This window comes from Streptomyces sp. NTD91, from assembly GCF_059510455.1.
This window is the reverse complement of record NZ_JCAJZW010000003.1, coordinates 182,838-209,213: the sequence shown is the minus strand read 5'-3', so window position 1 is coordinate 209,213 and position 26,376 is coordinate 182,838. Positions and strand designations below refer to the sequence as shown.

26 protein-coding genes and 5 tRNA genes are annotated in these 26,376 nt (G+C 69.8%); 17 read left to right on the top strand and 14 right to left on the bottom strand.

All coding sequences use genetic code 11. The features are described 5' to 3' along the window. Nucleotides 1–14 precede the first annotated feature (14 nt). Nucleotides 15–611, bottom strand: a complete 597-nt coding sequence (locus AC5WRT_RS05490) for a YceI family protein (RefSeq protein ID WP_496096041.1) — start codon at nt 609–611, stop codon at nt 15–17. 239 nt (nt 612–850) lie between these two features. On the opposite strand from AC5WRT_RS05490, the gene AC5WRT_RS05485 reads away from it, so the two are divergent. From AC5WRT_RS05485 to AC5WRT_RS05475, 3 genes are all read left to right on the top strand, one after another. Then, entirely contained in the window at nt 851–1,348 is a 498-nt protein-coding gene (locus AC5WRT_RS05485) for a hypothetical protein (RefSeq protein ID WP_496096124.1), read from the top strand. Between the two features lie 284 nt (nt 1,349–1,632). Beyond that, nucleotides 1,633–3,228 (top strand): acyl-CoA carboxylase subunit beta, encoded by a 1,596-nt coding sequence (locus tag AC5WRT_RS05480; protein WP_496096040.1) that lies wholly within the window; start codon nt 1,633–1,635, stop codon nt 3,226–3,228. A gap of 57 nt (nt 3,229–3,285) precedes the next feature. Then, the gene (locus AC5WRT_RS05475; protein ID WP_496096039.1) at nt 3,286–3,483 is read left to right on the top strand and encodes an acyl-CoA carboxylase subunit epsilon; all 198 of its coding nucleotides are present in this window, start codon (nt 3,286–3,288) and stop codon (nt 3,481–3,483) included. A gap of 509 nt (nt 3,484–3,992) precedes the next feature. Here AC5WRT_RS05475 and AC5WRT_RS05470 read toward each other — a convergent pair. The 8 genes from AC5WRT_RS05470 to AC5WRT_RS05435 all read right to left on the bottom strand — a co-directional run bounded on the left by AC5WRT_RS05470 (nt 3,993) and on the right by AC5WRT_RS05435 (nt 14,658). Further along, entirely contained in the window at nt 3,993–4,574 is a 582-nt protein-coding gene (locus tag AC5WRT_RS05470) for a GTP-binding protein (protein WP_496096959.1), read from the bottom strand. After that, a complete protein-coding gene (locus AC5WRT_RS05465) occupies nt 4,555–5,124 on the bottom strand; it encodes a DUF742 domain-containing protein (protein ID WP_496096958.1) in 570 nt (189 codons plus the stop codon). The genes AC5WRT_RS05470 and AC5WRT_RS05465 overlap by 20 nt, the downstream gene beginning before the upstream one ends. 93 nt (nt 5,125–5,217) lie before the next feature. Continuing rightward, the gene (locus AC5WRT_RS05460) at nt 5,218–5,631 is read right to left on the bottom strand and encodes a roadblock/LC7 domain-containing protein (protein WP_004983065.1); all 414 of its coding nucleotides are present in this window, start codon (nt 5,629–5,631) and stop codon (nt 5,218–5,220) included. Between the two features lie 10 nt (nt 5,632–5,641). Continuing rightward, nucleotides 5,642–8,911: a nitrate- and nitrite sensing domain-containing protein gene (locus AC5WRT_RS05455; protein ID WP_496099980.1), complete on the bottom strand. Its 3,270-nt coding sequence runs from the start codon at nt 8,909–8,911 to the stop codon at nt 5,642–5,644. Nucleotides 8,912–9,301: 390 nt separating this feature from the next. Beyond that, on the bottom strand, nt 9,302–9,877 hold the full coding sequence (locus AC5WRT_RS05450; protein ID WP_184970470.1) for a GTP-binding protein: 576 nt from the start codon (nt 9,875–9,877) through the stop codon (nt 9,302–9,304). Continuing rightward, nucleotides 9,858–10,256, bottom strand: coding sequence for a DUF742 domain-containing protein (locus AC5WRT_RS05445; protein WP_009190816.1), 399 nt, complete (start codon nt 10,254–10,256; stop codon nt 9,858–9,860). Before AC5WRT_RS05445 ends, AC5WRT_RS05450 begins: the two co-directional genes overlap by 20 nt. 112 nt (nt 10,257–10,368) lie before the next feature. Then, nucleotides 10,369–10,782: a roadblock/LC7 domain-containing protein gene (locus tag AC5WRT_RS05440; RefSeq protein ID WP_005479910.1), complete on the bottom strand. Its 414-nt coding sequence runs from the start codon at nt 10,780–10,782 to the stop codon at nt 10,369–10,371. Nucleotides 10,783–10,791: 9 nt separating this feature from the next. Next, entirely contained in the window at nt 10,792–14,658 is a 3,867-nt protein-coding gene (locus tag AC5WRT_RS05435; protein ID WP_496096956.1) for a sensor histidine kinase, read from the bottom strand. A gap of 572 nt (nt 14,659–15,230) precedes the next feature. Between AC5WRT_RS05435 and AC5WRT_RS05430 the strand changes: the two genes are divergently transcribed. From AC5WRT_RS05430 to gltX, 3 genes are all read left to right on the top strand, one after another. Beyond that, nucleotides 15,231–15,422, top strand: coding sequence for a hypothetical protein (locus AC5WRT_RS05430; protein WP_496096955.1), 192 nt, complete (start codon nt 15,231–15,233; stop codon nt 15,420–15,422). Nucleotides 15,423–15,605: 183 nt separating this feature from the next. After that, complete coding sequence (locus AC5WRT_RS05425; RefSeq protein ID WP_496096954.1) at nt 15,606–16,391, top strand: fumarylacetoacetate hydrolase family protein; 786 nt, start codon at nt 15,606–15,608, stop codon at nt 16,389–16,391. Beyond that, nucleotides 16,384–17,868 carry a glutamate--tRNA ligase gene (gene gltX / locus AC5WRT_RS05420; RefSeq protein ID WP_496096953.1) on the top strand — a complete coding sequence of 495 codons (1,485 nt, stop codon included), beginning with the start codon at nt 16,384–16,386 and terminating at the stop codon, nt 17,866–17,868. The genes AC5WRT_RS05425 and gltX overlap by 8 nt, the downstream gene beginning before the upstream one ends. 60 nt (nt 17,869–17,928) lie before the next feature. On the opposite strand, the gene AC5WRT_RS05415 is transcribed toward gltX, so the two are convergent. Then, nucleotides 17,929–18,291: a hypothetical protein gene (locus AC5WRT_RS05415; RefSeq protein ID WP_496096952.1), complete on the bottom strand. Its 363-nt coding sequence runs from the start codon at nt 18,289–18,291 to the stop codon at nt 17,929–17,931. On the opposite strand from AC5WRT_RS05415, the gene AC5WRT_RS05410 reads away from it, so the two are divergent. The 6 genes from AC5WRT_RS05410 (at nt 18,254) to AC5WRT_RS05385 (ending at nt 19,552) form a co-directional block, all read left to right on the top strand. Next, on the top strand, nt 18,254–19,000 hold the full coding sequence (locus tag AC5WRT_RS05410) for an HAD family hydrolase (protein ID WP_496096951.1): 747 nt from the start codon (nt 18,254–18,256) through the stop codon (nt 18,998–19,000). The two genes, AC5WRT_RS05415 and AC5WRT_RS05410, sit on opposite strands and share 38 nt — an antisense overlap. 90 nt (nt 19,001–19,090) lie before the next feature. Then, nucleotides 19,091–19,162, top strand: a tRNA-Gln gene (locus AC5WRT_RS05405). A gap of 21 nt (nt 19,163–19,183) precedes the next feature. Continuing rightward, nucleotides 19,184–19,256: transfer RNA gene (locus tag AC5WRT_RS05400), tRNA-Glu, on the top strand. A gap of 29 nt (nt 19,257–19,285) precedes the next feature. Then, nucleotides 19,286–19,358, top strand: a tRNA-Glu gene (locus tag AC5WRT_RS05395). Between the two features lie 21 nt (nt 19,359–19,379). After that, nucleotides 19,380–19,451, top strand: a tRNA-Gln gene (locus tag AC5WRT_RS05390). Nucleotides 19,452–19,479: 28 nt separating this feature from the next. Then, nucleotides 19,480–19,552 (top strand) — tRNA-Glu (locus AC5WRT_RS05385). Nucleotides 19,553–19,608: 56 nt separating this feature from the next. On the opposite strand, the gene AC5WRT_RS05380 is transcribed toward AC5WRT_RS05385, so the two are convergent. Then, on the bottom strand, nt 19,609–20,253 hold the full coding sequence (locus AC5WRT_RS05380; RefSeq protein WP_496096950.1) for a MerR family transcriptional regulator: 645 nt from the start codon (nt 20,251–20,253) through the stop codon (nt 19,609–19,611). Nucleotides 20,254–20,336: 83 nt separating this feature from the next. Between AC5WRT_RS05380 and AC5WRT_RS05375 the strand changes: the two genes are divergently transcribed. Next, a complete protein-coding gene (locus tag AC5WRT_RS05375) occupies nt 20,337–20,846 on the top strand; it encodes a DUF4188 domain-containing protein (RefSeq protein WP_496096949.1) in 510 nt (169 codons plus the stop codon). A 115-nt stretch (nt 20,847–20,961) separates the two neighbouring features. Here AC5WRT_RS05375 and ndgR read toward each other — a convergent pair whose 3' ends face one another. After that, entirely contained in the window at nt 20,962–21,678 is a 717-nt protein-coding gene (ndgR, locus tag AC5WRT_RS05370; protein ID WP_039656563.1) for an IclR family transcriptional regulator NdgR, read from the bottom strand. Nucleotides 21,679–21,884: 206 nt separating this feature from the next. Here ndgR and leuC point away from each other — a divergent pair, with 206 nt between their 5' ends. From leuC to AC5WRT_RS05350, 4 genes are all read left to right on the top strand, one after another. Further along, nucleotides 21,885–23,309 carry a 3-isopropylmalate dehydratase large subunit gene (gene leuC, locus AC5WRT_RS05365; protein ID WP_496096948.1) on the top strand — a complete coding sequence of 475 codons (1,425 nt, stop codon included), beginning with the start codon at nt 21,885–21,887 and terminating at the stop codon, nt 23,307–23,309. A gap of 6 nt (nt 23,310–23,315) precedes the next feature. Further along, the gene (gene leuD / locus AC5WRT_RS05360) at nt 23,316–23,909 is read left to right on the top strand and encodes a 3-isopropylmalate dehydratase small subunit (protein ID WP_496099979.1); all 594 of its coding nucleotides are present in this window, start codon (nt 23,316–23,318) and stop codon (nt 23,907–23,909) included. A gap of 262 nt (nt 23,910–24,171) precedes the next feature. Next, nucleotides 24,172–24,402 (top strand): SCO5555 family protein, encoded by a 231-nt coding sequence (locus tag AC5WRT_RS05355; RefSeq protein ID WP_496096947.1) that lies wholly within the window; start codon nt 24,172–24,174, stop codon nt 24,400–24,402. A 136-nt stretch (nt 24,403–24,538) separates the two neighbouring features. Further along, nucleotides 24,539–25,189 (top strand): HU family DNA-binding protein, encoded by a 651-nt coding sequence (locus AC5WRT_RS05350; protein ID WP_496096946.1) that lies wholly within the window; start codon nt 24,539–24,541, stop codon nt 25,187–25,189. A gap of 71 nt (nt 25,190–25,260) precedes the next feature. Here the strand turns inward: AC5WRT_RS05350 and AC5WRT_RS05345 are convergent, their stop codons facing one another. After that, nucleotides 25,261–25,464: a hypothetical protein gene (locus tag AC5WRT_RS05345; protein ID WP_496096945.1), complete on the bottom strand. Its 204-nt coding sequence runs from the start codon at nt 25,462–25,464 to the stop codon at nt 25,261–25,263. A gap of 146 nt (nt 25,465–25,610) precedes the next feature. After that, nucleotides 25,611–26,249 carry a 2-phospho-L-lactate guanylyltransferase gene (cofC, locus tag AC5WRT_RS05340; RefSeq protein WP_496096944.1) on the bottom strand — a complete coding sequence of 213 codons (639 nt, stop codon included), beginning with the start codon at nt 26,247–26,249 and terminating at the stop codon, nt 25,611–25,613. Nucleotides 26,250–26,376: the final 127 nt, after the last annotated feature.

The following is a 26,376-nucleotide window of genomic DNA, read 5'->3' as shown; positions in this document are numbered from 1 at the left end:
GTGGCCGCCGGGGCTCAGGCCTGCTTGATGGCCGAGATCTCGAAGGTCAGCTTGATCTTGTCGGAGATGAGGACGCCGCCGGTCTCCAGGGCCGCGTTCCAGGTCAGGCCCCACCCCGAGCGCAGGATCTCGGCCTTGCCCTCGAAGCCGACACGCTCGTTGCCGAACGGGTCCTTCGCGGCGCCGTTGAACTCCAGGTCGATGGTGATCGGCTTGGTCACGCCGAGGAGGGAGAGGTCGCCGGTGATGCGGTACTCGTCGCCGCCCAGGGCCTCCGCCTTGGTGGAGCGGAAGGTCATGGTGGGGAACTCGTCGATCTTGAAGAAGTCGGCGGACTTGAGGTGGCCGTCGCGGTCGGCGTTGCCGGTGGCGATGCTCGCCATCTGGACGTCGATGGCGGCGGTGGACCGGCTCGGGTCCGCGCCGTCCAGGTGCAGCGTGCCGGTGAAGTCGTGGAAGCCGCCCTTGACGTTGGTGACCATGGCGTGCCGGGCGGTGAAGCCGATCGTGGTGTGCGCCGGGTCGATCGTGTAGTCACCGGTCAGTGCGGACAGGTCGGGGTTCGTGGCGGCCGGCGCGGGGGTGCTGTCCTTGCGGCTGAAGATGCTCATGTCGTGCTCCAAATCAGTTGAACGTTAAACTAATGCCGTGACTCCGACAGTAGACCCATTCTGTTCGGTTTTCAACATCATCCGCAGTGTGTTTCCGTCGTCGCGCAGAGTGATCCCGTACGCCCTCTGGCGGACGCGCGTAGATCTCGGGCACCATCTGCGTGCACCACCTGCACAGCCGCCCCACTGGAAGCACGGCCCCTCGCAGGAAAGGTCCCCCCATGAAGCTCGCCGGACCCATGCGGCTCCGCTCCGTCCTGACCGCGCTCGCCCTCGTCGTCGCCTCCGGTGCCGCCGTCGTCGGCACCGCCACCGACGCCTTCGCCGTCACCAAGATCAGCCAGGCCACCGCCGAGTCGATGTTCCGCCAGGTCGGCATCACCTGGTCGTCGTCCGGCAACTGCACCGACCGCTACAACTCCACGTGCACGTCCTTCGACCAGCTCAACCTCGCCACCGCGCAGGGCGCCCAGACCCTGAAGCGGGCCAGCGGCTGCGCCCTCAACATCACCGGCGGCACCGAGACCGGTCACGCCTCCGGCACCTACTCGCACTGGAACGGCTACAAGCTCGACTACGGCAAGAACACCTGCGTGACGTCGTACATCAAGAACAACTTCAGCTACATCGGCCTGCGCGGCGACGGCTACCCGATGTGGCAGTCCGCCTCCGGCAACGTCTACGCCGACGAGGGCACCCACTGGGACGCCCTCTACTACAACTGCGGCGGCTGCTGACCGGAGCCGGCGAGGAGATGCCGTCGGTGCGCCGGGCCGGTGTGCTCCATCCGGTGGACCGCCGTCCGGGCTCCGCGTCACCCCGGTGATGGCATGTGCGGGCCACGAATGTGAGGCGGCTCTCCGGTGACGTCTTTGTGGCCCCCTTACAACGCCGACGCCCTGTGAGCAGTCGGAACGGCTGCATGGGGCCGAGGTTCTGTTCACTGGTACCAGGAAAACGAGCCGGAGACTGTACGGAGTCGACGGCTCGCTTTCCTCGGTGTCCTTCGTAAGGTCGCTACATGACCGTTTTGGAAGAGACGACGGGTGAGCCGACCGGCGAGCCGGCGGACGCGCGCGGGCGGGTCGCCGAACTGCACGAGATTCGTGCGCACGCGGTGGCGGGTCCCAGCGAGAAGGCGACCGCGGCCCAGCACGCCAAGGGCAAGCTGACCGCGCGGGAGCGGATCGAGCTGCTCCTGGACCCGGGATCCTTCCAGGAGGTCGAGCAGCTGCGTCGGCACCGCGCGCAGGGTTTCGGCCTGGAGGCGAGGAAGCCGTACACCGACGGCGTCGTCACCGGCTGGGGCACGGTGGAGGGCCGTACGGTCTTCGTGTACGCCCATGACTTCCGGATCTTCGGCGGTGCGCTGGGCGAGGCCCATGCCACGAAGATCCACAAGATCATGGACATGGCCATCGCGGCCGGGGCTCCTCTGGTGTCGCTGAACGACGGTGCGGGGGCCCGCATCCAGGAGGGCGTCTCGGCGCTCGCCGGGTACGGCGGCATCTTCCAGCGCAACACCAAGGCTTCCGGTGTCATCCCGCAGATCTCGGTGATGCTCGGCCCGTGCGCGGGTGGTGCGGCCTACAGCCCCGCCCTCACGGACTTCGTGTTCATGGTGCGCGAGACCTCGCAGATGTTCATCACCGGCCCGGACGTGGTCAAGGCCGTGACGGGCGAGGAGATCACCCAGAACGGGCTCGGCGGTGCCGACGTCCACGCGGAGACCTCCGGCGTCTGCCACTTCGCGTACGACGACGAGGAGACCTGCATCGCCGAGGTGCGGTACCTGCTGTCGCTGCTGCCGCAGAACAACCGCGAGAACCCGCCCCGGGCGGAGTCGAGCGACCCCGTCGACCGCCGCTCCGACGTCCTGCTGGACCTGGTTCCGGCCGACGGCAACCGGCCGTACGACATGGCCAAGGTCATCGAGGAGATCGTCGACGACGGCGAGTACCTCGAGGTGCACGAGCGCTGGGCCCGCAACATCATCTGCGCCCTCGCCCGCCTGGACGGTCAGGTGGTCGGCATCATCGCCAACCAGCCGCAGGTCCTCGCCGGCGTCCTGGACATCGAGGCGAGCGAAAAAGCTGCGCGCTTTGTCCAGATGTGTGACGCTTTCAATGTCCCGATCGTCACCTTCCTGGACGTGCCGGGGTTCCTCCCCGGTGTCGATCAGGAGCACGGCGGAATCATCCGCCACGGCGCGAAGCTGCTGTACGCCTACTGCAACGCGACCGTGCCGAGGATTTCGCTGATCCTGCGCAAGGCGTACGGAGGTGCCTACATCGTCATGGACTCCCAGTCGATCGGCGCCGACCTCACCTTCGCCTGGCCGACCAACGAGATCGCCGTGATGGGCGCCGAGGGCGCCGCGAACGTCATCTTCCGCCGCCAGATCGCCGAGGCGCCGGACCCCGAGGCCATGCGGGCCCGGATGGTCAAGGAGTACAAGGCCGAGCTGATGCATCCGTACTACGCGGCCGAGCGCGGCCTCGTGGACGACGTCATCGACCCCGCCGAGACCCGCGAGGTGCTGGTCAGGTCGCTGGCGATGCTCCAGTCGAAGCACGCCGACCTGCCCTCCCGCAAGCACGGCAACCCCCCGCAGTAACCGAGCGGACCCGCCGCGGCAACCCCGCGGACCTCTCTCTCCCGGAGACTGACACCCATGAGCACTCCCGACATCCGCGTCGAGAAGGGCCACGCCGAGCCCGAGGAAGTCGCCGCCATCACGGCCGTCCTCCTGGCCCGCGCCGCCGCCCAGCCGGCATCCACGGGCCGCCCCCACCGAGCCGGCCGCAAGGCCGCCTGGCGGCGCCTGGAGCGCGAGGGCGGCTTCCGCGCCCCGCACAGCTGGCACGGCTAGGGCGTGTTTCGAAAGTGGCGTCGTCCGCCCGGAGGGCGGGGTCCGCGGCGTCTGGTGCGGTGCATCGCAAGGCGGAGGGTCGTCCTCGTACCGGGCGTACGTGGACGATCCCGACAACGCGGCGAGGTGCCGTGCCAGGCGTCGCGGACCAGACGGGACTTTCGAAACACGCCCTAGGGCCTGCTTGACCGTTCCCGTTCGCCGCGCGACGCCGTGCACGCTCCCCGCTGCCTCAAGGGCGTGGGAGGTGCCTCCACTCGCCGCACCGGCCCCGGACCCGAGTACGTCCGGTAACGAGGGCCGGGGGCCGGCGCGCGGAGAGCACGCACCTGACGCCGCGCGGCCGCCCTTCGGGCAACGACGCGAATGGTCGGACAAGCCCTCTGGGCTGTGCCGCTCCACCGGTCCGTGAAGGGCCCCTCCGTCGCGGAGGGGCCCTTCACGCTGTGCACGCAGCGACAAAGGAACCCCGCGTCCCTCGGGGCGCGGGGTTCCTCATGAACCGGCGGCTAGCGCAGTCGCGCCATCAGGGCGTGCTCGACCAGCGTGATCAGCGCGCTCTTGGCGTCGGCCCGGTGCCGGGCGTCCGTCGTGATGATCGGGGTGTCGGGGCCGATCTGCAGGGCCTCCCGCACTTCCTCCGGGGCATAGGGCTGCTGGCCGTCGAAGCCGTTGAGGGCGACGACGAAGGGCAGGCCGCTGTTCTCGAAGTAGTCGACGGCGGGGAAGCAGTCGGCGAGGCGCCGGGTGTCCACGAGCACCACTGCGCCGATCGCGCCGCGCACCAGGTCGTCCCACATGAACCAGAACCGGTCCTGGCCGGGGGTGCCGAACAGGTAGAGGATCAGGTCCTGGTCGAGGGTGATGCGGCCGAAGTCCATGGCGACCGTGGTGGTCGTCTTGTCTCCGGTGTGGGTGAGGTCGTCGATGCCGGCCGAAGCGGACGTCATGACGGCCTCTGTGCGCAGCGGGTTGATCTCCGAGACGGCGCCGACGAACGTGGTCTTGCCCACGCCGAAGCCGCCCGCCACCACGATCTTCGCGGAGGTGGTGGAGCGGGAAGGACCGCCGCTAGAGCTTGCGAAGTCCACTGAGCACCCTTTCGAGCAGTGTCACGTCTGGCTGGCCACCGGCGTTCTCGTCGCCGCCGGGCTGATGGATGGCGACCAGGCCCGCCTCCGCCAAGTCGGCGACGAGGATCCTGGCCACGCCGAGGGGGATTGTCAGGAGCGCGGAGATTTCCGCTACCGACTTGATCTCTCGGCAGAGGTTGCAGATCCGCTGATGCTCGGGCAACTGGCCCTGCATCTGGTGCGGAGCGGCAGTGGTGTGCACCAGCGCCTCGATGGCGAGCTGGTAGCGCGGGCGGGTCCGACCGCCGGTCATGGCGTACGGACGCACCAAGGGGTTGTTGGCCGCCGTGGCCGGCGCCGGCTCGGGGCGGCGCTGCGGCTGCACCGGCTGGATGCGCGGGGCCGGCGGCTGGTCGTACGGCGAGGGGCCGGGCCCCTGCGGGGCGTACGGCTGGCGGTGGCTCGGTGCGGAGGGGAAGTTGTACCGGTTCGCCGAGCCGTCGCCCTGGCCCCGGGTGGGGCCGTACGACCAGTTGCCCGGATGCGAACCACCTGGGGGTGTTGCCACTTTCTCCTCCTCCGACTGTGCCTGGCGCCCATCGCTGTGCACCGCGTCCCGAAACCTTACGGCCCCGGGACGCGAATACGCACCGTCCGATTACTAGTTGAGAAGGCTCCCCTGGAGCTCCGCACGCAGATCCGGGGTCAGAACCGTGCCCGCGCGGTCCACGAGAAGGGCCATCTCGTACCCGATGAGGCCGATGTCCGCCTCCGGGTGGGCCAGAACAGCGAGGGACGACCCGTCGGAGATGGACATGATGAAGAGAAATCCCCGCTCCATCTCCACAACCGTCTGGTTCACGCTGCCGCCCTCGAAGATGCGCGAGGCACCGGCGGTCAGCGAGGTCAGACCGGAGGCGACGGCCGCGAGCTGGTCGGCGCGGTCGCGGGGGAAGCCTTCGGACATCGCCAGAAGGAGTCCGTCGGCGGAGACCACCACCGTGTGGGACACCCCCGGGGTGTTGTCCACGAAGTTGGTGATCAACCAGTTCAGGTTCTGTGCCGCCTGGCTCATCGGGCTCACACTAACGCTCCTGGTTGTAGGTGCTGTCAGGACCGAAGCCCTGGCCGTTCGTTTCACTGCCTGCGCTGCGTCCGCGCTGGACGCCCCGGCGCAGGTTGCTCAGCCTGCCCCGGACGTCCTCCGGGGCACGGGAGACCTGTGGGCCCCCCTGGGGGGTGGTTTCGGCGGAACCCGAGACCAGGTTGGCCTTGGGCACCCGCCGCGGCAGACCGGAGGCGGTGACCCCGCCTGCCTTGGGCTTCCGGAGCTGCGCCGCCTGCTGCCACCGCTCGTCGTTCTGCGAGCGCCAGCCGCTGTCGCCGTTCGTCCCCGGAGCGGGAGCCGGCGCATCCTGCTGCACGTGTGCCCTGCCGGCCGCGGTACCCGAGCCGTTCGAATCGCTCGCGACGGATCCACGGCGGGGCAGCCCGGCGTCGGTCAGCTCGTGCGCGGCGGGAGATGCCGTTCCCGGACGGTCGAAGCCTACGCCGTTCGGCTCACTCGCGTCAGCGGCCTGCGAGGACTCCGTTTCCGGAGCGTACTGGGCCGGATAGCCGTTCTGGTAGCCGTCCTGCTGCGGCTGCTGCGGCCAGTCGTCCTGGTACGACGGGCTCGCCGCCGGCTCCGCGTACGCGGGCTCGGGGTAGCCGCCGTTCGAGGAGTAGCCGTCGCCCTGCGGCAGGTCGCCGTTCGGCGCGTAGTACTGCTCCTCGTAGGCCTTGTCGTACGACGCCGCCTGCGCCGCCGCGTGGGAACCGGTGGACGACTCGGAGTAGGACTCCTGGTATCCGGCCTGCTGCTCCTCGTACGCGGGCGCGTGCTGCTCCTGGTACGCCTGCTGCTCCTGGTAGGCCTGCTGCTCCTGGTAGGCGGGCGGGCCGTCGAACAGCGGGTCCTCGTACGCGGGGGCCTCGGCGGCCTCCTGCTGCGGCTGGCCAGGCTGCTGGCCGTGCGACTGGGCCTCCAGGGCCGCCCGGCGCTCTTCGCGCATCAGGGAGCGTCCGACGGGGTCCAGCTCGCGGATGTCGTCGGGGACGTCCGCGTACCGGCTGTCGTCGAAGCCGAGTTCCGCGGCGGTGCGCATCGGCGGCACCTGGCTGAAGTTCTCACCCTGGAACTGCTGCTCCGGGATGATCTGCGAGACGGTGAACTCCTCGCGGTCGAGCGGGAGCTCACCGCCACCGCCGTGCGTGATCGCGTCGGGCAGCATGACCAGCGAGGTGGTGCCGGCCTGCTCGCCCGAGGGGCGCAGCTGGACGCGGATGCCGTGCCGGTCGGACAGTCGGCCGACCACGAACAGGCCCATGCGCTGGGAGATCGCGGCGTCCACGGTCGGCGGGTTGGCCAGCTTGTGGTTGATGTCCGCGAAGTCCTCGGCCGTCAGGCCGATGCCCTTGTCGTGGATCTCGATCATGATGCGGCCGTCGGGGAGACGGGTCGCGGTGACGCGGACCTTGGTCTGCGGGGAGGAGAACGTGGTCGCGTTCTCCAGCAGCTCGGCCAGCAGGTGCACGAGGTCGGTGACCGCGCGGCCGTGGATCTCGGCCTCCGGGACGCCGGACAGCTCGATGCGCTCGTACTGCTCCACCTCGGAGGAGGCGGCGCGCAGCACGTCGATCAGCGGGACCGGCTGGTCCCAGCGGCGGCCGGGCTCCTCGCCGGCGAGGACGAGGAGGTTCTCGCCGTTGCGGCGCATACGGGTGGCCAGGTGGTCCAGCTTGAAGAGGTTCTCCAGCTGGTCCGGGTCGGCCTCGTTGTTCTCCAGGTCGGTGATCAGGGTCAGCTGGCCCTCGATCAGCGACTGGTTGCGGCGCGAGAGGTTGGTGAAGATCGCGTTGATGTTGCCCCGCAGCAGGGCCTGCTCGGAGGCGAGCCGGACCGCCTCGCGGTGGACCTGGTCGAAGGCGCGGGCGACCTCGCCGATCTCGTCCTTGGTGGTGATCGGGATCGGGGCGACCCGGGTGTCGACCCGGCCCGGGTCGGTGCGGGAGAGCTGGTCGACCAGCATCGGCAGGCGCTGCTCGGCGATGCCGAAGGCGGCGTTGCGCAGCTGGCGCATCGAGCGGCTCATCTGGCGGGCCACGGCACCGGCCAGGATGAAGGCGAGCAGCAGGGCGACCACGACGGCGGCACCGGTGGTGATCGCGGAGGTCTTGGCGTCGTCGGCGATGCCGGAGGCCTCGTTCACCGCCTTGTCGGCCATGTCCGACTCGATCTTGCGGTACGCGTTGAACTTGAGGGTGTTGACCGCCCACCAGTTCTCCGGGGTGACGCCCTTGAGAGCGAGCTGCTGACGCGCGGCCGGACTGGTGGAGTCCAGCGTGGCGAGGTACGTGACCATGTCCTTCGAGTCGGACGGCGGCGCCACGTAGTTCGGGTCCTTGGCCTTGGCCTGCTGGGCCATCGCCTTGGCCTGGGTCTGGATGTCCGCCTTCTCCGCGTCGAGCCGGTCCGCGTCGGCCTGGGTGCCACCGCCGAGGTACTCCTCGACGGCGATGCCCTCCAGGTAGGCGTAGGAGGAGAGGGCGACGCGCTGGCTCGCCAGGTTGCCGGCGTCCGGACCCGGCTTGATCAGCATGTGCATGCCGATCGAGCGCTCCAGCGACAGCGCCGCCTTCGTCAGCGAGATGGCGTACACGGTACGGCCGTAGGAGGTGATGTTGCCGGTGCCCAGGCCCAGCTCGTTGGCGAACTCCATCAGCGGATGGGCGACCTTGACGTAGCCCTCCTCCGTCTGCACACCGGTGAACTTGGAGGTGTACGCGCCGGCACGCAGTGTCTGCAGGAACGGCTCCGTCTGGCGGAACAGCTTCAGCCGGCGCTCCAGGCCGGACTTGTGCGGCATGTTCTGCGCGGCCTGGTCGAAGGCGTCGGCCGCCTTGTCGGTCACGTTGCGGGCCTGTGTGACGATCGCCTTGTCCTTGGCGCTCTCCAGGCTGCCCTTCAGCAGGGGAGCGGCGGTGGTGTCCCGCTCGTTGTAGAGGGCGTCGGCGTACGACAGCGAGGCGCGCACCAGGCGCGCGGTGTTCTCGGCGTCACGTGCCTGCTGCCAGGTGTCGATCGAGGTCTTCACCTGGAATCCGCCCATGACGAGACCGACCGCCACGGGTATCAGCAGGATCGCGTTCAGCCTGGTCGGCACGCGCCAGTTGCGCGGCGAGAAACGGCCGCCGCTCGGCGCGGGAGTGGCCGCCGGCTCCGCACCGGTTACCGGGCTGGGCGCCGCAGCGCGCGGCGGCGGGGTGAAGTTGCCCCGCGCCGACGGCTCGGGACCGTTCTTGCTTCGCCTCACTCGACCAACAACCTCTCGGCGGTCGGCACCTACGTCGTGCCGCAGTCTCTCAGAGCCCGTTTCGTCGTCGACACTTGAGTACGTCCTTGACTATTGGGCAGTTCAGGCATTCCAGCACGCGGACCAGTGCTCTTCCAAACAGTGGAAACCCCGGCGTGATGCTCTTGTAAGGCCCAGATAAAACGGTCATAAAGAGCGAGCCCCGCCAAAATGCGGGGCGATGGTGAGCACAGCGACACTGAGCGACCGCGCCCCGTGGTGATACCGGGGGATTCCTCTGCCGAACTGTTATGAACACCGGAGCCGACCGTGTCAAAGGCCACAGTCGGCTCCGGGTTCCTTTACGACAACTGCCGTATGTGACGTCGCACTTGATTACGGACGCCTGTGCTATTTGAGCCGTGCCATCAGGGCGTGCTCGACCAGCGTGATCAGCGCGCTCTTGGCGTCGGCCCGGTGCCGGGCGTCCGTCGTGATGATCGGGGTGTCGGGGCCGATCTGCAGGGCCTCCCGCACTTCCTCCGGGGCATAGGGCTGCTGGCCGTCGAAGCCGTTGAGGGCGACGACGAAGGGCAGGCCGCTGTTCTCGAAGTAGTCGACGGCGGGGAAGCAGTCGGCGAGGCGCCGGGTGTCCACGAGCACCACTGCGCCGATCGCGCCGCGCACCAGGTCGTCCCACATGAACCAGAACCGGTCCTGGCCGGGGGTGCCGAACAGGTAGAGGATCAGGTCCTGGTCGAGGGTGATGCGGCCGAAGTCCATGGCGACCGTGGTGGTCGTCTTGTCTCCGGTGTGGGTGAGGTCGTCGATGCCGGCCGAAGCGGACGTCATGACGGCCTCTGTGCGCAGCGGGTTGATCTCCGAGACGGCGCCGACGAACGTGGTCTTGCCCACGCCGAAGCCGCCCGCCACCACGATCTTCGCGGACGTGGTGGCCCGGCCCGCGTCAGAGCTTGCGAAGTCCACTGAGCACCCTTTCGAGCAGCGTCACGTCCGGAGCGCCGCCGTTGTTCTCGTCGCCACCCGGCTGGTGGATGGCGACCAGGCCGGCCTCGGCGAGGTCGGCCACCAGGATCCGGGCCACCCCGAGCGGCATGGCCAGCAGCGCGGAGACCTCCGCGACCGACTTGACCTCACGGCAAAGGTGGCAGATGCGCTGATGCTCCGGGAGCAGCCCCATGAGCGCTGCCGGGTCGGCCGTGGTACTGATCAGCGCCTCGATCGCGAGTTGATAGCGCGGCCGGGTCCGGCCGCCGGTCATCGCGTACGGACGGACCAGCGGCTGGTCGCCCTCGTCCCCGTACGGCTCTGCGTACGGATCATGATGGGCGGTGGGCGGGGTCATCGAATCCTCCGGGCGGGACAGCGAGGCGGTCAGTCAAGCCGTCGGACGGGGCCGGTGGGGGGATTGTGGCGGCCGGACGGTGTTTTCGTGAGGTGGGTGGTGCCGGGGCCGTTCAGTGGAGCAGACTGCCCTGGAGTTCGGCGCGCAGGTCCGGGGTGAGCACCGCCCCTGCGCGGTCGACGAGCAGTGCCATCTCGTAGCCGACAAGGCCGATGTCGCACTCGGGGTGGGCCAGGACCGCGAGGGACGACCCGTCCGAGACGGACATCAGGAAGAGGAACCCGCGTTCCATTTCGACGACCGTCTGCGCCACGTCGCCGCCCTCGAAGATCCGGGACGCCCCGGCCGTCAGCGAGGTCAGACCGGAGGCGACGGCCGCGAGCTGGTCGGCGCGGTCGCGCGGAAAGCCTTCGGACATCGCCAGCAGAAGGCCGTCGGCGGAGACCACCACCGTGTGCGACACCCCGGGGGTGTTGTCCACGAAGTTGGTGATCAACCAGTTCAGGTTCTGTGCCGCCTGGCTCATCGCTCTCAACTAACGCTCCTGCTGGTGAGTGGGGCTCGGGAAGCTGCCGGTCTGGCCGCTGCCGGCCTGACGGCCCTGAGCGATGCCCCGACGGAGGTTGGTCAGCCGTCCGCGTACGTCGTCGGGCGCGCGCGAGACCTGCGGACCGCTTTGGTGCTGTTGCTGCTGAGCCGTGCCCGGGACGAGGTTCGCCCGGGGCACCCGGCGCGGCAGACCGGAGGTGGTGACACCGCCGGACGCGGGCTGCCGGACGCGCTCGGCCTGGCGGACGAGTTCGTCGTTCGGCGAGGTGCGCCAGGAGCCGGTGGTGGAGGAGGCGTTTCCGTTGCCGTTCGCGCTGCGCTGCGGGGCCGGAGCCTGCTGCTGCGGTGCGGACGACGCCTGCGGACCGCCGTGGAACCAGTTGGTCTCCAGCGTGTCGTACAGCGGGGTACGGCCGTCGCCCGGGCCGCTGGCCGGCGGCAGGGCCCACCCGTCACCGGACCCCCGCTCCTCGTCGGGCCGCTGCCCGGCGCCCCCGTGGTGGGGCTCACGGTGCACGGGCTGCTGCGGGGCGCCGAAGTCGTCCCGGCCGGCCGGCTGCGGACGCTCGAACTCACCGGTGTGGGCCGGGTCCTGGCGTCCGGGCAGGGCGTGCCGGCCGGTGGCGCTGCCGTCGTAGCCGCCGTCGTAGCCCTGCGGAGCCGTGAACTGACCGGTGTCTCGGCCCGTGTTGCGCGCCGGGTCGTCCTGGCGGGGCGCCGGTGTGCCGAAGACGTCGGAGCGGACGAACTGACCCGAGCCGGAGTCCTGGCGGCTGCCGGGACGATCGAACCTGCCGGGCGGCTGCGGGGCCTCGGGACGCTCGAACCGGCCGGCCTGCTGCGGGTTTCCGGGGCGCGGGAACTGGCCGGTCTGCCCGGGGCCGTCCGGGCGGGCGTACTGACCCGTCTGCTGCGAGGCGTCCGGGAGGGCGTACTGGCCGGTGTTCTGGGGGCTGTTGAAGTCCGGTCGCGGGAACTCGCCGGTGCCGGACGGGCCCTGGTCGCCGATCCGGGGCATTTCCGCCGTCGAGCCCGGACCCTGCCGGTCGTCGATGTGCGGCATGCGCGCGGTGTGCGCCGGGTCCTGCTCGTCGTGGCCGCGCGGCGCGTCCAGCGAGGCACGCGACAGCGGGGCCTGGGCGTCGCCCCAGTCCGGGGTGCGCTGGTCGCCACCGCCGGGCAGTTCGGCCCGGGCGCCGCCGCGCGGCGGCAGCTGGGGCTGACGGCCCTGGTCCGAGCCGGCGCCGGGCCGCTGCGGGCCACGGCCGCCGAAGGCGTCCTGCTGCGGGCCGCCGGGGTTCGCGGTCTGCAGGTTCTGCGGGGCGCCGGGCGCCTGACCGCCGAAGCCGCCCGCACCGGAACCGGCCACCGGCCGGCCCTGCGAGCCACCGGGACCTGAGCCGCCGGGACCGCCCTGGAAACCGCGCGCACCGGGACGGCCGCCCTGGCCCGTGCCGGGCAGCGCGGCCCGGGGACCCTGGCCGGCGCCCACCTGGCCGCGCGGACCGGAACCGGCACCGAGCAGACCGCCGCCGGACGGGGCGCCGCCGAGGGTGCCGCCGTTGTTGCCGGCCGCCTGGCGCCGGGCCGCGGCAGCACCGGCGGCGGCCTGCGCGGCGGCCGGGCCACCGGTGCCGACGGGCGCGCCGGGCTTGCCCGGAGCGGGCTTCTTGCCGCCCTGGGCCACGTCGACGGGCAGCATGACCAGCGCGGTCGTACCACCGGAGTCGGACGGGCGGAGCTGGATGCGGATGCCGTGGCGCTGGGAGAGGCGGCCGACCACGAACAGGCCCATGCGGCGGGATACGGAGACGTCCACGGTGGGCGGCGAGGCGAGCCGCTCGTTGATCGCCGCGAGGTCCTCGGGGGACAGGCCGATACCGGTGTCGTGGATCTCGATCAGCACGCGGCCGTCCGGCAGCGCGTGACCGGTGACCTTGACCTTGGTCTGCGGCGAGGAGAACGAGGTCGCGTTCTCCAGCAGCTCGGCGAGCAGGTGCACGAGGTCGTTGACCACGCGGCCGGCGACCTCGGTGGTGGGTACGGCGGCCAGCTCGATGCGCTCGTACTGCTCCACCTCGGACGCGGCGGCGCGGAGCACGTCGACCAGCGGGACCGGGCGGGTCCAGCGGCGCCCGGGCTCCTCACCGGCGAGGACGAGGAGGTTCTCACCGTTACGGCGCATACGCGTCGCGAGGTGGTCGAGCTTGAACAGCGAGGAGAGCTGGTCCGGGTCGGCCTCGCGGGACTCCAGTTCGGAGATGAGCGACAGCTGGCGCTGGATCAGACCCTGGGAGCGGCGCGAGAGGTTGGTGAACATCGCGTTGACGTTGCCCCGCAGCAGGGCCTGCTCGGCGGCGAGGCGGACCGCCTCGCGGTGCACGTCGTCGAAGGCCGCGGCCACCTGGCCGATCTCGTCCCGGGAGTGCACACCGACCGACTCCACGGAGGTGTCGACATCCTGCGGGTCGGACTCCGACAGCTGCTTGACCAGCTCGGGCAGCCGGTCCTGGGCGACCTTGGTCGCGGTCTCCTGCAGCCGACGCAGCGAGCGGATCATGGACCGGGCCACGACGAAGGCACCGACCAGCGACACGCCGAGCACGAGGAGGATCAGCGCACCGGAGATGATGGCGTCGCGCTGGGTGGCGCTCTTCAGCTCGCGGGCCTTCTGTTCCATCTCCTCGAGCAGCGTGTGCTCGATCTTCTTCATCTGCTCGATCTTGGTCGAGCTGTCGTCCACCCAGTCGCGGTACGAGCGCGCGTTCAGGCTCTGCAGGCCGTCGGGGGAGTCGAAGACACGCTTGGCGTAGGTGTCCGCGGACTCGATCGTCGGGTTGCCCTCGTCGATCGGCTTGAGCAGTTCCTCGGCGTTGTTGTTCGCGTAGATCTTCCGGAAGATCGAGATCTCGGAGTTCTCGCTCTGGTACGCCGACTGGCCGTAGAGGCGGTCGTTCGTCGACAGGTCGCCCTTGGTGGACGTGGTCGCGGGCAGCGCGGCGGCGATCGTGGCGCGCTGCACGGAGGCGTACTCCTTGGCGGTGGAGAAGGCCGCCAGGGCGCGGGTGCGCGAGATCATCTCGGGGCTGCTGGACGCCTGGGCCATGTCCTGGGACAGGTCGATCAGCTGGGTGATCAACCGGTGGTAGGACTCGATCGTCTGGGTCGAGTTGCCCTTCGACGTGTAGGCGCTCTTGCGGATCTTGGCCAGCTGGTCGAGCTGGTTGAAGATGCCGACGAGGTTGTCGCGGACGCCCTGGAGCTGGCCGTCCTTGCTGGCGGCGTCGATCTCCTGGGTGGAGTTCTCGAAGTTCGCCAGGGCCCGGTCGGTCTTGTCCCGGTAGCCCTTGACCGTGTAGTCGCTCGCGTTGAGGCCGTGCGCCAGCGGACCTGCGGACTGGTCGCGCTCCTCCTGGAGCGCGGCGGCCAGTTCGGTGGCCTGCTTGGTCATGTCCGTCAGCAGCTTCATGTTGTCGAGCTGCTGGATGTCGGTGATGTTCTGGTCGATGCGCAGCGCGCCCAGCGAGGTCGCCGCGACCACGGGCAGCGCGAGCAGCGACACCAGGCGCGTGGAGATGCGCCAGTTGCGCAGGGCCAGGCGCGAGCCGGGGCCGGTGGAGCCCTTGGCGGGCTTGATGGCCGGCGTGGGGGCGGGACCGGAGCCGCCGGCCGCTGTCGCCGTCGAGGAGGACGACACGCCGGGGCGCCCGGCGCGGTCACCTCCGTCCGCCGACGGGGCCGGGCCCGGGTTCTGGGCGTGCTGGGGCGAGGAGCTGCCCTTCATGGGGCCAGTTCCGTCGTGCGACTCCGGCTCCGCCGAAGCGCTGCCATCCCTCTTGAAACGTCCCTGCACTAGCGTCGCAACCTCTGGACCAGGCGCCCCCCCGCGTGAACGGAGGGACACGGTGTCGGCGTTGTGGAGAGCGCCCTGAATACGCCCCCCGTTGGTCTTGAGTGACCGGCGCTGGTTCCCCCCTGTCTCACCCGCCACTCGGCGCGGCTTCGCGCCCCCTGTGCGCCGGCTCGATCCCGCAGCGGTCCGTGGAATTCCAGCACAGTGCCGGATCTCCAACAAGGGCCGTGCCCCTAGCTGTGACCTACGTGACGCGCTGTGAGTGCCGCGTCACCTGTCGTGGAGACTGATCCCGGAGATAACGGACGTATCGCAGCGAGTCGTTGTCGGGCTGCGGGTGTCTGAGTCGCCATGATCAGGAGCGGAATGATGGCTTCAGGGAGCCAATGTCCGTTTCGCTGGGGCTGGTTGGCGGCGCGATTTGACCGATTTGTGTGCGGGGTCGTGAGCAAACTCACACACGGATCGAGGGCGGTTGGCGCCTTCGAGTGGGAATCGGATGTTTAGCCTGACGCTTTACAAGAGGGACGCATCTGTAAGCCCGCCGACACAGAACTGGGATCCGTACAACCGTGAAGACGACGATGATGTTCCACAAGATCGCCAACCCGCGTCGCACGACCCTGGCGCATCTGAAGGACGCCGGCGAACTGGAGACCCCCGACCTGCCGGAGCACTCCGTCGATCTCCCGACCCAGACGGCCAACCCGCGGCGCACGGTGCTGGTGGACGTCCCCACCGGCGCGTCGGCCTCGGCAGAGTAGCCGACGGGGCGTCCTGGCCCCCGGCGGGGGCCGCCGCGCCCACCTCGTCCACGGAAGCAAGGGCTGCCGGCGCACACCGGCAGCCCACCCGTATGACCGCTCTTTTTCTGCGGAAGTGCGGGGTCCGACCGGTTAACCTGGGGCGACAGTACGCCGGTTCTCAGTAAGGGGCGCAAGGATCCCGTGCGCATCGCCAGGTTCTCCATCGACGGGAACGTCGCCTTCGGCGCGGTCGAGGGCGACAAGCAGGACGAACTCGTCCTCGACATCATCAAGGGCATCCCGTTCGCGGACTACGAGCTGTCCGGTACGAAGGTGCCGCTGAACAAGGTCAGGCTGCTCCCGCCGGTACTTCCCAACAAGGTCGTGGCGTTCGGCCGCAACTACGCCGAGCACGCGCGCGAGCTGGGCAACGAGGTCCCGGACGCCCCCTTCGCCTTCTTCAAGCCCTCCACCTCGGTGATCGGGCCCGGTGACGAGATCCAGTACCCGCCCTTCTCCGAGGAACTGCACCACGAGGCCGAGCTGGCCGTCGTGATCGGCCGCATGTGCCGCGAGGTCCCGCGCGACCGCGTCAAGGACGTGATCTTCGGCTACACCTGCGCCAACGACATCACCGCCCGCGACGTGCAGAAGCGCGAGAAGCAGTGGGCCCGGGCCAAGGGCTTCGACACCTCCTGCCCGCTCGGCCCCTGGGTGGAGACGGACCTGGACCTCCGGCGTGCGAACGACCTGACCGTCCAGCTGACGGTCAACGGCCGGCAGCGTCAGCTCGGCCGCACCAGCGAGATGATCCACCCCATCGAGGACCTGATCGTCAACATCTCCGAGGCCATGACCCTGCTCCCCGGCGACGTCATCCTCACCGGCACCCCCGCGGGCGTCGGTCCCCTGAACGTCGGCGACGAGGTCGCCGTCACCATCGAAGGCATCGGCACTCTCACCAACAAGGTTGTCAAGCGTGGCTAGCGCACCCGGCTCACCCGTACGCGTCCGTTTCTGCCCCTCGCCCACCGGTAACCCCCACGTGGGCCTGGTCCGCACCGCCCTGTTCAACTGGGCGTTCGCCCGGCACCACCAGGGGACCCTGGTCTTTCGCATCGAGGACACCGACGCGGCCCGCGACTCGGAGGAGTCGTACAACCAGCTGCTCGACGCGATGCGCTGGCTCGGTTTCGACTGGGACGAGGGCCCCGAGGTCGGCGGCCCGCACGCGCCGTACCGGCAGTCGCAGCGCATGGACATCTACGCCGACGTCGCCCGGAAGCTGTTGGACGGCGGGTACGCCTACCACTGCTACTGCTCCCAGGAGGAGCTGGACACCCGCCGCGAGGCCGCCCGCGCCGCAGGCAGGCCCTCCGGCTACGACGGCCACTGCCGCGACCTGAGCGCCGAACAGGCCGAGGAGTACCGGGCCCAGGGCCGGGCCCCGATCGTCCGCTTCCGGATGCCCGACGAGACGATCACCTTCACCGACCTGGTGCGCGGCGAGCTGACCTTCACCCCGGAGAACGTGCCGGACTACGGCATCGTGCGCGCCAACGGCGCCCCGCTGTACACGCTGGTCAACCCGGTCGACGACGCGCTGATGGAGATCACCCACGTGCTGCGCGGCGAGGACCTGCTCTCCTCCACCCCGCGCCAGATCGCGCTCTACAAGGCGCTGACGGCGCTGGGCGTCGCCAAGCAGACCCCGCAGTTCGGTCACCTGCCGTACGTGATGGGCGAGGGCAACAAGAAGCTCTCCAAGCGCGACCCGCAGTCGTCGCTGAACCTCTACCGGGAGCGGGGCTTCCTGCCCGAGGGCCTGCTCAACTACCTGTCCCTGCTGGGCTGGTCGCTCTCCGCGGACAAGGACATCTTCACGATCGACGAGATGGTCGCCGCCTTCGACATCTCCGACGTGAACCCCAACCCTGCGCGCTTCGACCTGAAGAAGTGCGAGGCGATCAACGGCGACCACATCCGGCTGCTGGAGGTGAAGGACTTCACCGAGCGCTGCCGGCCGTGGCTGAGGGCCCCCTTCGCGCACTGGGCCCCGGAGGACTTCGACGAGACGAAGTGGCAGGCGATCGCCCCGCACGCCCAGACCCGTCTGAAGGTGCTGTCGGAGATCACCGACAACGTCGACTTCCTGTTCCTGCCCGAGCCGGTCTTCGACGAGGCGTCGTGGACCAAGGCGATGAAGGAGGGCAGCGACGCCCTGCTCCGCACGGCGAGGGAGAAGCTCGAGTCGGCCGACTGGACCGCGGCGGAGTCCCTGAAGGAGGCCGTCCTGGCCGCCGGCGAGGCCCATGGCCTCAAGCTCGGCAAGGCCCAGGCCCCCGTCCGTGTGGCCGTCACCGGCCGCACCGTCGGCCTGCCGCTCTTCGAGTCCCTGGAGGTCCTGGGCAAGGAGAAGACGCTGGCCAGGATCGACGCGGCACTGGCGAGGCTGAGCGCGTAGCCGGCGCATACGTCAGGGGCCGCATCCGGTGTGTTCCGGGTGCCGCCCCTGTTGTGTTGCTCACTGCGCGTCGGCTTCGTCGATCAGATATGCGCTCTCTTCGAAGATCTCCAGCACGACGATGACCATGATCGGGCCGGCCACCATGTACTCCAGCATGACGCCCGGCGCCACGTAGGCCTTGCGCAGGTGTTCGTCAGGGCCCAGCTGTGCGGTGGAGGTCTTCCGGAACGGATCGCGCGCCAGTATGCGTACGGCCCTGTCCAGCTGTGCCCGACGCTCTGCGGGCAGCGCGTCGAACGTTGCACAGGCCTCGACAGTGAACTGGACGCGGTCTCGTTCATGCCGACCGGTCTGCCCGCCGTTCGGCGGTACCGTCGGCGGTATGACGATCAGAGCCGTGGTCTGGGACGTGGACGACACCCTGTTCGACTACACGAGCGCGGACCGGGAGGGCATGCGGTCGCATCTGACCGCGGAAGGGCTGCTCGCCGGGTACGCGACCCCCGAGCAGGCCCTGGCCCGGTGGCGGGAGATCACCGACGCGCAGTGGGCCCGGTTCTCGGCGGGCGAGATCAGCTTCGAGGGCCAGCGGCGGGACCGGGTGCGGGTCTTTCTCGGCGAGGCCGCGCTGACCGACGTCGAGGCCGACGCGTGGTTCCAGCGCTACCTCGGGCACTACGAGGCCGCCTGGAGCGTCTTCCCGGACGTCCTGCCCGCCCTCGAGGCCCTGGCCGCCAGCCACCGGCACGCGGTGCTGTCCAACTCCAGCATCGCGGTCCAGGAGCACAAGCTGCGCACCCTCGGCCTGCTCGACCGCTTCGAGGTCGTGCTGTGCGCCGCCGAGCTGGGCGTCTCCAAGCCGGAGGCCGGCGCCTTCCTGGCGGTGTGCGAGGCGCTGGAGCTGCCTGCGCACGAGGTGGCGTACGTCGGCGACCACCCGGAGATCGACGGGCGGGGCGCCGCCGAGGCCGGACTGCTGTCCGTGTGGATCGATCGCGGAACGGCCTCGGTGAGGGTCGCCGGAGAGGTCGGCGGGGAGGTCGTCGCGCACCGGATCTCGTCCCTCGCCGAACTCCCGGCGCTCGTCCGCGCGGATACCCGTTTTGGAGCCCCGTCCACCTTCGGGTAATGTTCTTCCTGCGCCGAGGGGAGCGGGCCGGAAGGCCGGAGACCCGAGGAGCACGCTAGAACGAGAACCCCGCAGGGGCTTGAGTTCCGGTGGCCTATGGTGTAATTGGCAGCACGACTGATTCTGGTTCAGTTAGTCTTGGTTCGAGTCCAGGTAGGCCAGCTCGCAGAGCTTATCTGCAAAGCCCCCGTTGTGTAGCGGCCTAGCACGCTGCCCTCTCAAGGCAGTAGCGCCGGTTCGAATCCGGTCGGGGGTACTGGTCCTGATCTTCTCGGGACCGCTGGGGCCCCCGTTGTGTAGCGGCCTAGCACGCCGCCCTCTCAAGGCGGTAGCGCCGGTTCGAATCCGGTCGGGGGTACTGACTGGTCTAAACCATCATTGGTCTATGGTGTAATTGGCAGCACGACTGATTCTGGTTCAGTTAGTCTTGGTTCGAGTCCAGGTAGACCAGCTCGGACCTGCGGAAACGCAGCGTCCATGCCCCCGTTGTGTAGCGGCCTAGCACGCCGCCCTCTCAAGGCGGTAGCGCCGGTTCGAATCCGGTCGGGGGTACGGGAAAGGGAGGCCCCCCGCTTCGGCGGGGGGCCTTCGCCGTTGCCCGGCGCCCGTCACTCGAATCCGTACCGCCGCGCGGTCTCCTCCTCCTGGGCCAGCCGGTGCAGCGCCTGCAGCACCGGCTCGTTGAGGATCGCCCCCAGGATCGCGAACTCGATCCGCTCCGCCTCCGACGGGTACGTCTCCATGTTGTCCAGGTCGAGGACCGCTGTCCGATGCATCAACTCGGCGTAGGGCGCGAGCAGTTCGGCTCCGAAGTCGTACCCGAGCCGACGGAACGCGGCCACCGCCACCACCAGTGAGCGGTACGCGGGGGAGATGGTCGTGAGCTGCGCGGCGTTCTGCCAGCCGAGCCGGTGCAGAAGCGCATCGACCTCCCGGTGCGCGGCCCGGACGTGCTCGTCGTCCTCGTCCGGCTCCGGCACCTGCGGCAGCGCCCACAGCGCCGCGCCCAGGCGGATCGTCCGGGGCAGGGAGTCGTCGTCCACGTGCCCGAGCACCTCGCGCACCTTCGCCACCGGCACCTGGCCCACCTGGATCATCGCCCGCACCAGTCGCAGCCGGCGCAGATGGTCCTCGCCGTACTCGGCCGTCGTCGTGTTGATCTGGCGGCCCGGCGGCAACAGCCCTTCGCGCAGGTAGTACTTGATCGTCGCGGTGGACACACCGCTGCGCTCGCTCAACTCGGCCAGCCGCATCTCTTGCGCTCCTTCTCGGATAACGGCACTATCCAAGCATCACCCATTGGATAGCATCGCTCACCAACAAGGGGGACGTGGTCATGGTGACCCGTACGACAGCCGACGCGAAGGGCGAGGTCGTCGTCCTGCTGATCGGCATGCGCATCAACCGCTTCAGGGCGGCGCACCTGTGGCTGCCGGTGATGCTCGCGATGCTCCGCATGCTGCGGGACCTGCGGAGGGAACCCGGGCGGGGCCTGCTCGGCCACGTCCTGCTGACGGCCTCGCCGCGCACGTACTACGTCGTGCAGTACTGGGAGTCCAAGGACAAGCTGTACGGCTACGCGACCGCCCCTGACGCCTTCCATCACACGGCCTGGGCGCGCCTCAACCGCCTGGAGCGGGCCGGGAAGCTGCGCGGGCAGGTCGGCATCTGGCACGAGGCGTACATCGTGCCGGAGGGGTCGTACGAGGCGGTCTACGGCGACATGCCGCCGTTCGGGCTGGCCGCCGCGCACGGGCAGATCCCGCTGGAGAAGCGAGGACGGTACGCGAAGGACCGGTTCACCCACCGGTCACGACAGGCGACGGTGGCCGGGAAGGCCGACTGAGCCGGGAAGGCCGACTGCCGGAACGGAAGAGCCGACGAAAAGACGGGGGATCGGGGGAGCGGGGAGGGCCTGCCGCGGCGTTGAGGCAGGCCCTCCCCGGCGTTCCCGGGGGGGCTCAGCCCGAGCGGCGCAGGGCCTCCGAGAGGCGGGCCGCGGCGTCGATGACCGCCTGGGCGTGCATACGGCCGGGGTGGCGGGTCAGGCGCTCGATCGGGCCGGAGACCGACACGGCGGCCACCACGCGGTTGGAGGGGCCGCGCACCGGCGCGGAGACGGAGGCGACGCCGGGCTCCCGCTCGCCGATGGACTGGGCCCAGCCGCGCCGCCGTACGCCCGACAGGGCCGTCGCCGTGAAGCGGGCGCCCTGCAGGCCGCGGTGCAGGCGCTCGGGCTCCTCCCAGGCGAGCAGGATCTGTGCCGAGGAACCGGCCTTCATCGTCAGGGTGGAACCGACCGGGACGGTGTCCCGAAGGCCGGACAGGCGTTCCGCCGCGGCCACACAGATCCGCATGTCACCCTGGCGTCGATAGAGCTGTGCGCTCTCGCCGGTGATGTCGCGCAGGTGGGTGAGCACGGGGCCCGCCGTCGCGAGGAGGCGGTCCTCCCCGGCCGCCGCCGCCAGTTCCGCGAGGCGGGGGCCGAGAATGAAACGGCCCTGCATGTCGCGTGCCACCATGCGGTGGTGTTCCAAGGCCACGGCCAGGCGGTGGGCCGTGGGTCGTGCCAGTCCGGTCGCGCCGACCAGACCCGCGAGGGTGGCCGGACCGGACTCCAGAGCGCTCAGGACGAGGGCCGCCTTGTCCAGAACGCCGACGCCGCTACTGTTGTCCATGCAACGATACTCGCGTCTCACTCTGTGAAACGCAAGTTCAATTTTCCGTGGAACGCGCCACCCTGGAATCACACAGCGGCCCGCGGACCAACGGGCCAGGCGGTGGACGCCCGGAATCACGACTTTCAGGGGCCCCTCAAGGGCAGTCGCCGCATCCCAGGATCTCTAGTTGGGCCGGTGGACGTTTGCCGGCCGGAGGGAAAGCGATGGGTAGGACACTCGCGGAGAAGGTCTGGGACGACCACGTCGTCCGGCGCGCCGAGGGCGAGCCCGACCTCCTCTACATCGATCTGCACCTGCTGCACGAGGTGACCAGCCCGCAGGCGTTCGACGGGCTGCGCAAGAACGGCCGCAGGGTCCGCCGCCTCGACCTCACCATCGCCACCGAGGACCACAACACCCCGACCCTCGACATCGACAAGCCCGTCGCCGATCCGGTCTCCCGGGCCCAGCTGGAGACGCTGCGCAAGAACTGCGCCGAGTTCGGCGTGCGCCTGCACCCGCTGGGTGACGTCGAGCAGGGTGTGGTGCACGTGGTCGGCCCGCAGCTGGGGCTCACCCAGCCGGGTACGACCGTCGTCTGCGGTGATTCGCACACCTCCACGCACGGCGCGTTCGGCGCGCTGGCCTTCGGTATCGGTACCTCCCAGGTCGAGCACGTGCTGGCCACCCAGACACTGCCGATGGCCCGTCCCAAGACCATGGCCATCACGGTCGAGGGCGAGCTGCCCGAGGGCGTCACCGCCAAGGACCTGATCCTCGCCATCATCGCGAGGATCGGCACGGGCGGCGGCCAGGGCTACGTGCTGGAGTACCGCGGCTCCGCCATCGAGAAGCTCTCGATGGAGGCCCGGATGACCATCTGCAACATGTCGATCGAGGCCGGCGCCCGCGCGGGCATGATCGCACCCGACGAGACCACCTTCGAGTACCTCAAGGGCCGCCCGCACGCCCCCGAGGGCGCCGACTGGGACGCGGCCGTCGCGTACTGGAAGACGCTGAGGACGGACGACGACGCGGAGTTCGACGCCGAGGTCGTGATCGACGCCGGCGAGCTGTCGCCGTTCGTCACCTGGGGCACCAACCCCGGCCAGGGCGCGCCGCTTTCGGCCTCGGTCCCCGACCCGGCTTCGTACGAAGACGCTTCGGAGCGCCTCGCCGCCGAAAAGGCCCTGGAGTACATGGGGTTGGAGGCCGGGCAGCCGCTGCGCTCCATCAAGGTGGACACCGTCTTCGTAGGCTCCTGCACCAACGGCCGCATCGAGGACCTGCGCGCCGCCGCCGGGATCCTCAAGGACCGCAAAGTCGCCGACGGCGTACGGATGCTGGTCGTCCCGGGATCCGCGCGGGTGGGGCTGCAGGCCGTCTCCGAGGGCCTGGACGTGGTCTTCAAGGAGGCCGGCGCCGAATGGCGGCACGCGGGCTGCTCGATGTGCCTCGGCATGAACCCCGACCAGCTGGCCCCGGGTGAGCGCTCGGCGTCCACCTCCAACCGCAACTTCGAGGGCCGGCAGGGCAAGGGCGGCCGTACCCACCTGGTGTCGCCGCAGGTCGCGGCGGCCACCGCCGTCCTGGGCCACCTGGGCTCCCCGGCCGACCTGTCCGACACCTCTGTGCCCGCTGGAGTCTGATCAGTCATGGAAGCATTCACCACGCACACCGGCCGGGCGGTCCCGCTGCGCCGCTCCAACGTCGACACCGACCAGATCATCCCTGCTCACTGGCTCAAGAAGGTCACCAGGGACGGTTTCGAGGACGGGCTGTTCGAGGCCTGGCGCAAGGACCCGGAGTTCATCCTCAACCGCCCCGAGCGGCAGGGTGCGACCGTCCTGGTGGCGGGCCCCGACTTCGGCACCGGCTCGTCCCGCGAGCACGCCGTCTGGGCGCTGCAGAACTACGGCTTCAAGGCCGTGATCTCCTCCCGCTTCGCCGACATCTTCCGGGGCAACTCGCTGAAGAACGGCCTGCTCACGGTCGTGCTGGACCAGAAGATCGTGGACGCGCTGTGGGAACTCACGGAACAGGACCCCACTGCTGAGGTCACTGTGGACCTTGAGGCTCGTGAGGTGCGCGCCGAGGGAATCACCGCCTCCTTCGAGCTGGACGAGAACTCCCGCTGGCGGCTGCTGAACGGCTTGGACGACATCTCCATCACGCTCCGGAACGAGGCCGACATCGCCGCCTACGAGGTCAAGCGGCCGTCCTACAAGCCGAGGACGCTCCAGGTCTGATCCGCCCCCCGACGGGTCGCGTTTCGGCCACCCGCGCACCCCCTCCGTACCCCCGATCGCCACGATCGGGGGTACGGCCGTGTCTGCACCCGAACGGCCCCCTGAGCTTCTTTCTCACCCCTCAACTTGCCACGTTACGACGGTCGTTGACTGGGTACGCGAGTGCTGGATCCGCGTCCTTCGCAAGTGCCTGGAAGGCCATTCGAGGCGGCAGTTAACCCCTGCGCAGGCGACAACTCGCCCCAGATGGCACAATCTGTGCATGGAACACGACGGCCAACTCCAGCTCTGTACGGCGGTCGCGAACCAACTCAAGGAAGCGCACGCAAGGGTGCGCGCACTGCAAGTCCCGGAGGGCGTACGGATGGCGCTGACCCGGAAGCTGCTGGTCATCACGGCCGCGGCCAAGCACGATCTCGCCGCTGCGGCAAGGCGGCTCGAGCGGTTCAACACGGACCTCGACGAGGGTCGGATCCCCGACGAGGACCACTGAGCGGCCCGAGATCGCCGAGTCCGCTGCGGCACGAGGGTGATAAGCCCGTTTCGTGTTTGATTTGCGGTATATATCTGCCTAACGTGCGAAAAAGCTTGAACACTTTCGTTCTGGCGATGTCTCCGAAGGGGAAGACGTGAACAAGGCGCAGCTCGTAGAAGCGATTGCCGACAAGCTGGGTGGCCGCCAGCAGGCCGCCGACGCTGTCGATCATGTCCTGGACGCCATCGTCCGCGCGGTCGTCGCGGGCGAGCGGGTCTCGGTCACCGGCTTCGGGTCCTTCGAGAAGGTGGACCGCCCCGCCCGCTACGCCCGCAACCCTCAGACGGGCGAGCGGGTTCGGGTCAAGAAGACCTCCGTGCCGCGGTTCCGCGCCGGTCAGGGGTTCAAGGACCTGGTGAGCGGCTCGAAGAAGCTGCCGCGTGGCGGCGAGGTCTCCGTCAAGAAGGCGCCGAAGGGCAGCCTGACCGGCGGTGCCGCTGCGCCGACGGTGAAGAAGGCCGCCGCGAAGAAGACCACCAAGGCCGCGGCCAAGAAGACCACGGCGAAGAAGACGACCGCCAAGAAGACGACGGCCGCCGCGAAGAAGACGACGGCGAAGAAGGCGCCCGCCAAGAAGACGACGGCGACCGCCAAGACCACCGCCGCGAAGAAGACCACCGCCAAGAAGGCGACGGCCAAGAAGGCCCCGGCGAAGAAGGTCACCGCGAAGAAGGCCCCGGCCAAGAAGTCGACGGCCCGCAAGACCACCGCCAAGAAGGCCACCGCCCGCAAGGCGACGTCGTAACGACGCCGAGGCACTCACGCGCCGGGCCGGACTCCTCCAGGGAGTCCGGCCCGCGGCGTGTCTAAGGGCGGTTACAGCGTTTGAAGGGTTACCAGAGTGATCCGCAGGGCGTCGCCCTGCCCCTCGGTCTCGATCCGCACCCGCTGCCCGGGGCGCAGCAGCCGCAGACCGCCCTTGTCGAACGCCGGCGCGTCGAAGGGCACCGGGGTGCCGTCGTCGAGCAGCACTTGACCGCTGCGGGTCTCGGGATCGTACGTGTATGCGGTGGCCTGCATGGCAGCAGGGTAGTGGTCACTGCGGTCCCGGGCTCGCCGTGGGGCCGCGGGCGTCTGCGGGACGCGGGCGCGTCCTGGCCGGTCGCGCAGTTCCCCGACGCCCCTCACGGGGAGATCGGCGCCGTCGCGGCCCGCGGACCTCAGGATCAGGACTCAGGTATCAGCAGGCCCGCCGAAACGGCCGCCGTATACGGTCCGACCCCCAGGGCGAGTGCCGCTCGCAAGTCGTTCCCGGTGTCCACGTCCTGCCGTACCGAATCCACCCCGGCCAGTCGGAGTTCCTCCGCCCCGGAGGCACGATGACGAGAACGGGAATCCACGCCGAACTCCGGCCGCAATTCCTCCTTCGGTCCCGCCGCCAGCAACGTCGTGCCCAGCTGCGCCGCGTCCGCGAGAAACGCCCGGGAAAACTCCTCCGCCGCGCCTAGGACGACGGCCAGTTCCGCCGGGCGCAGCGCCGGCAGGTCGGCGTTCAGGGCCGCGACCGGTGTGCGCGGACGCATTTCCCGTACGACGGCCGTCCCGTGCGCCAGAGCGGCGTTCAGACCGTTCGCCGGTGTGTCCGCAACGATTTGTGCGCCCAGCGCCGCCAACTCGCGAGCCGCCCGCTCGTCGTCCGTGACGACCGCCACATCCGCGACCGCCGCACAGGCCATGGCGGCGGCCACCGTGTCCTGCGCGAACGCGAGCGCCAGCCCGGGACGCACCCAAGCACCCGCGGTGTCCGAGAGCCTGCTCTTGGCCCGCGACAGGGGCTTCAAGGGGATGACCAAGGTCCACTGCACCGGCGTACCGCCCCTCTCTTGTCGCGATCATTGTCTCCCGGTCATCTGGCGCTGTGGGTGGCGGGGCGTACGGTGTCCTCGACAGACCGGCGGCCCGGAGCGACACTTGTGCGGCCCCCCGCCGGGG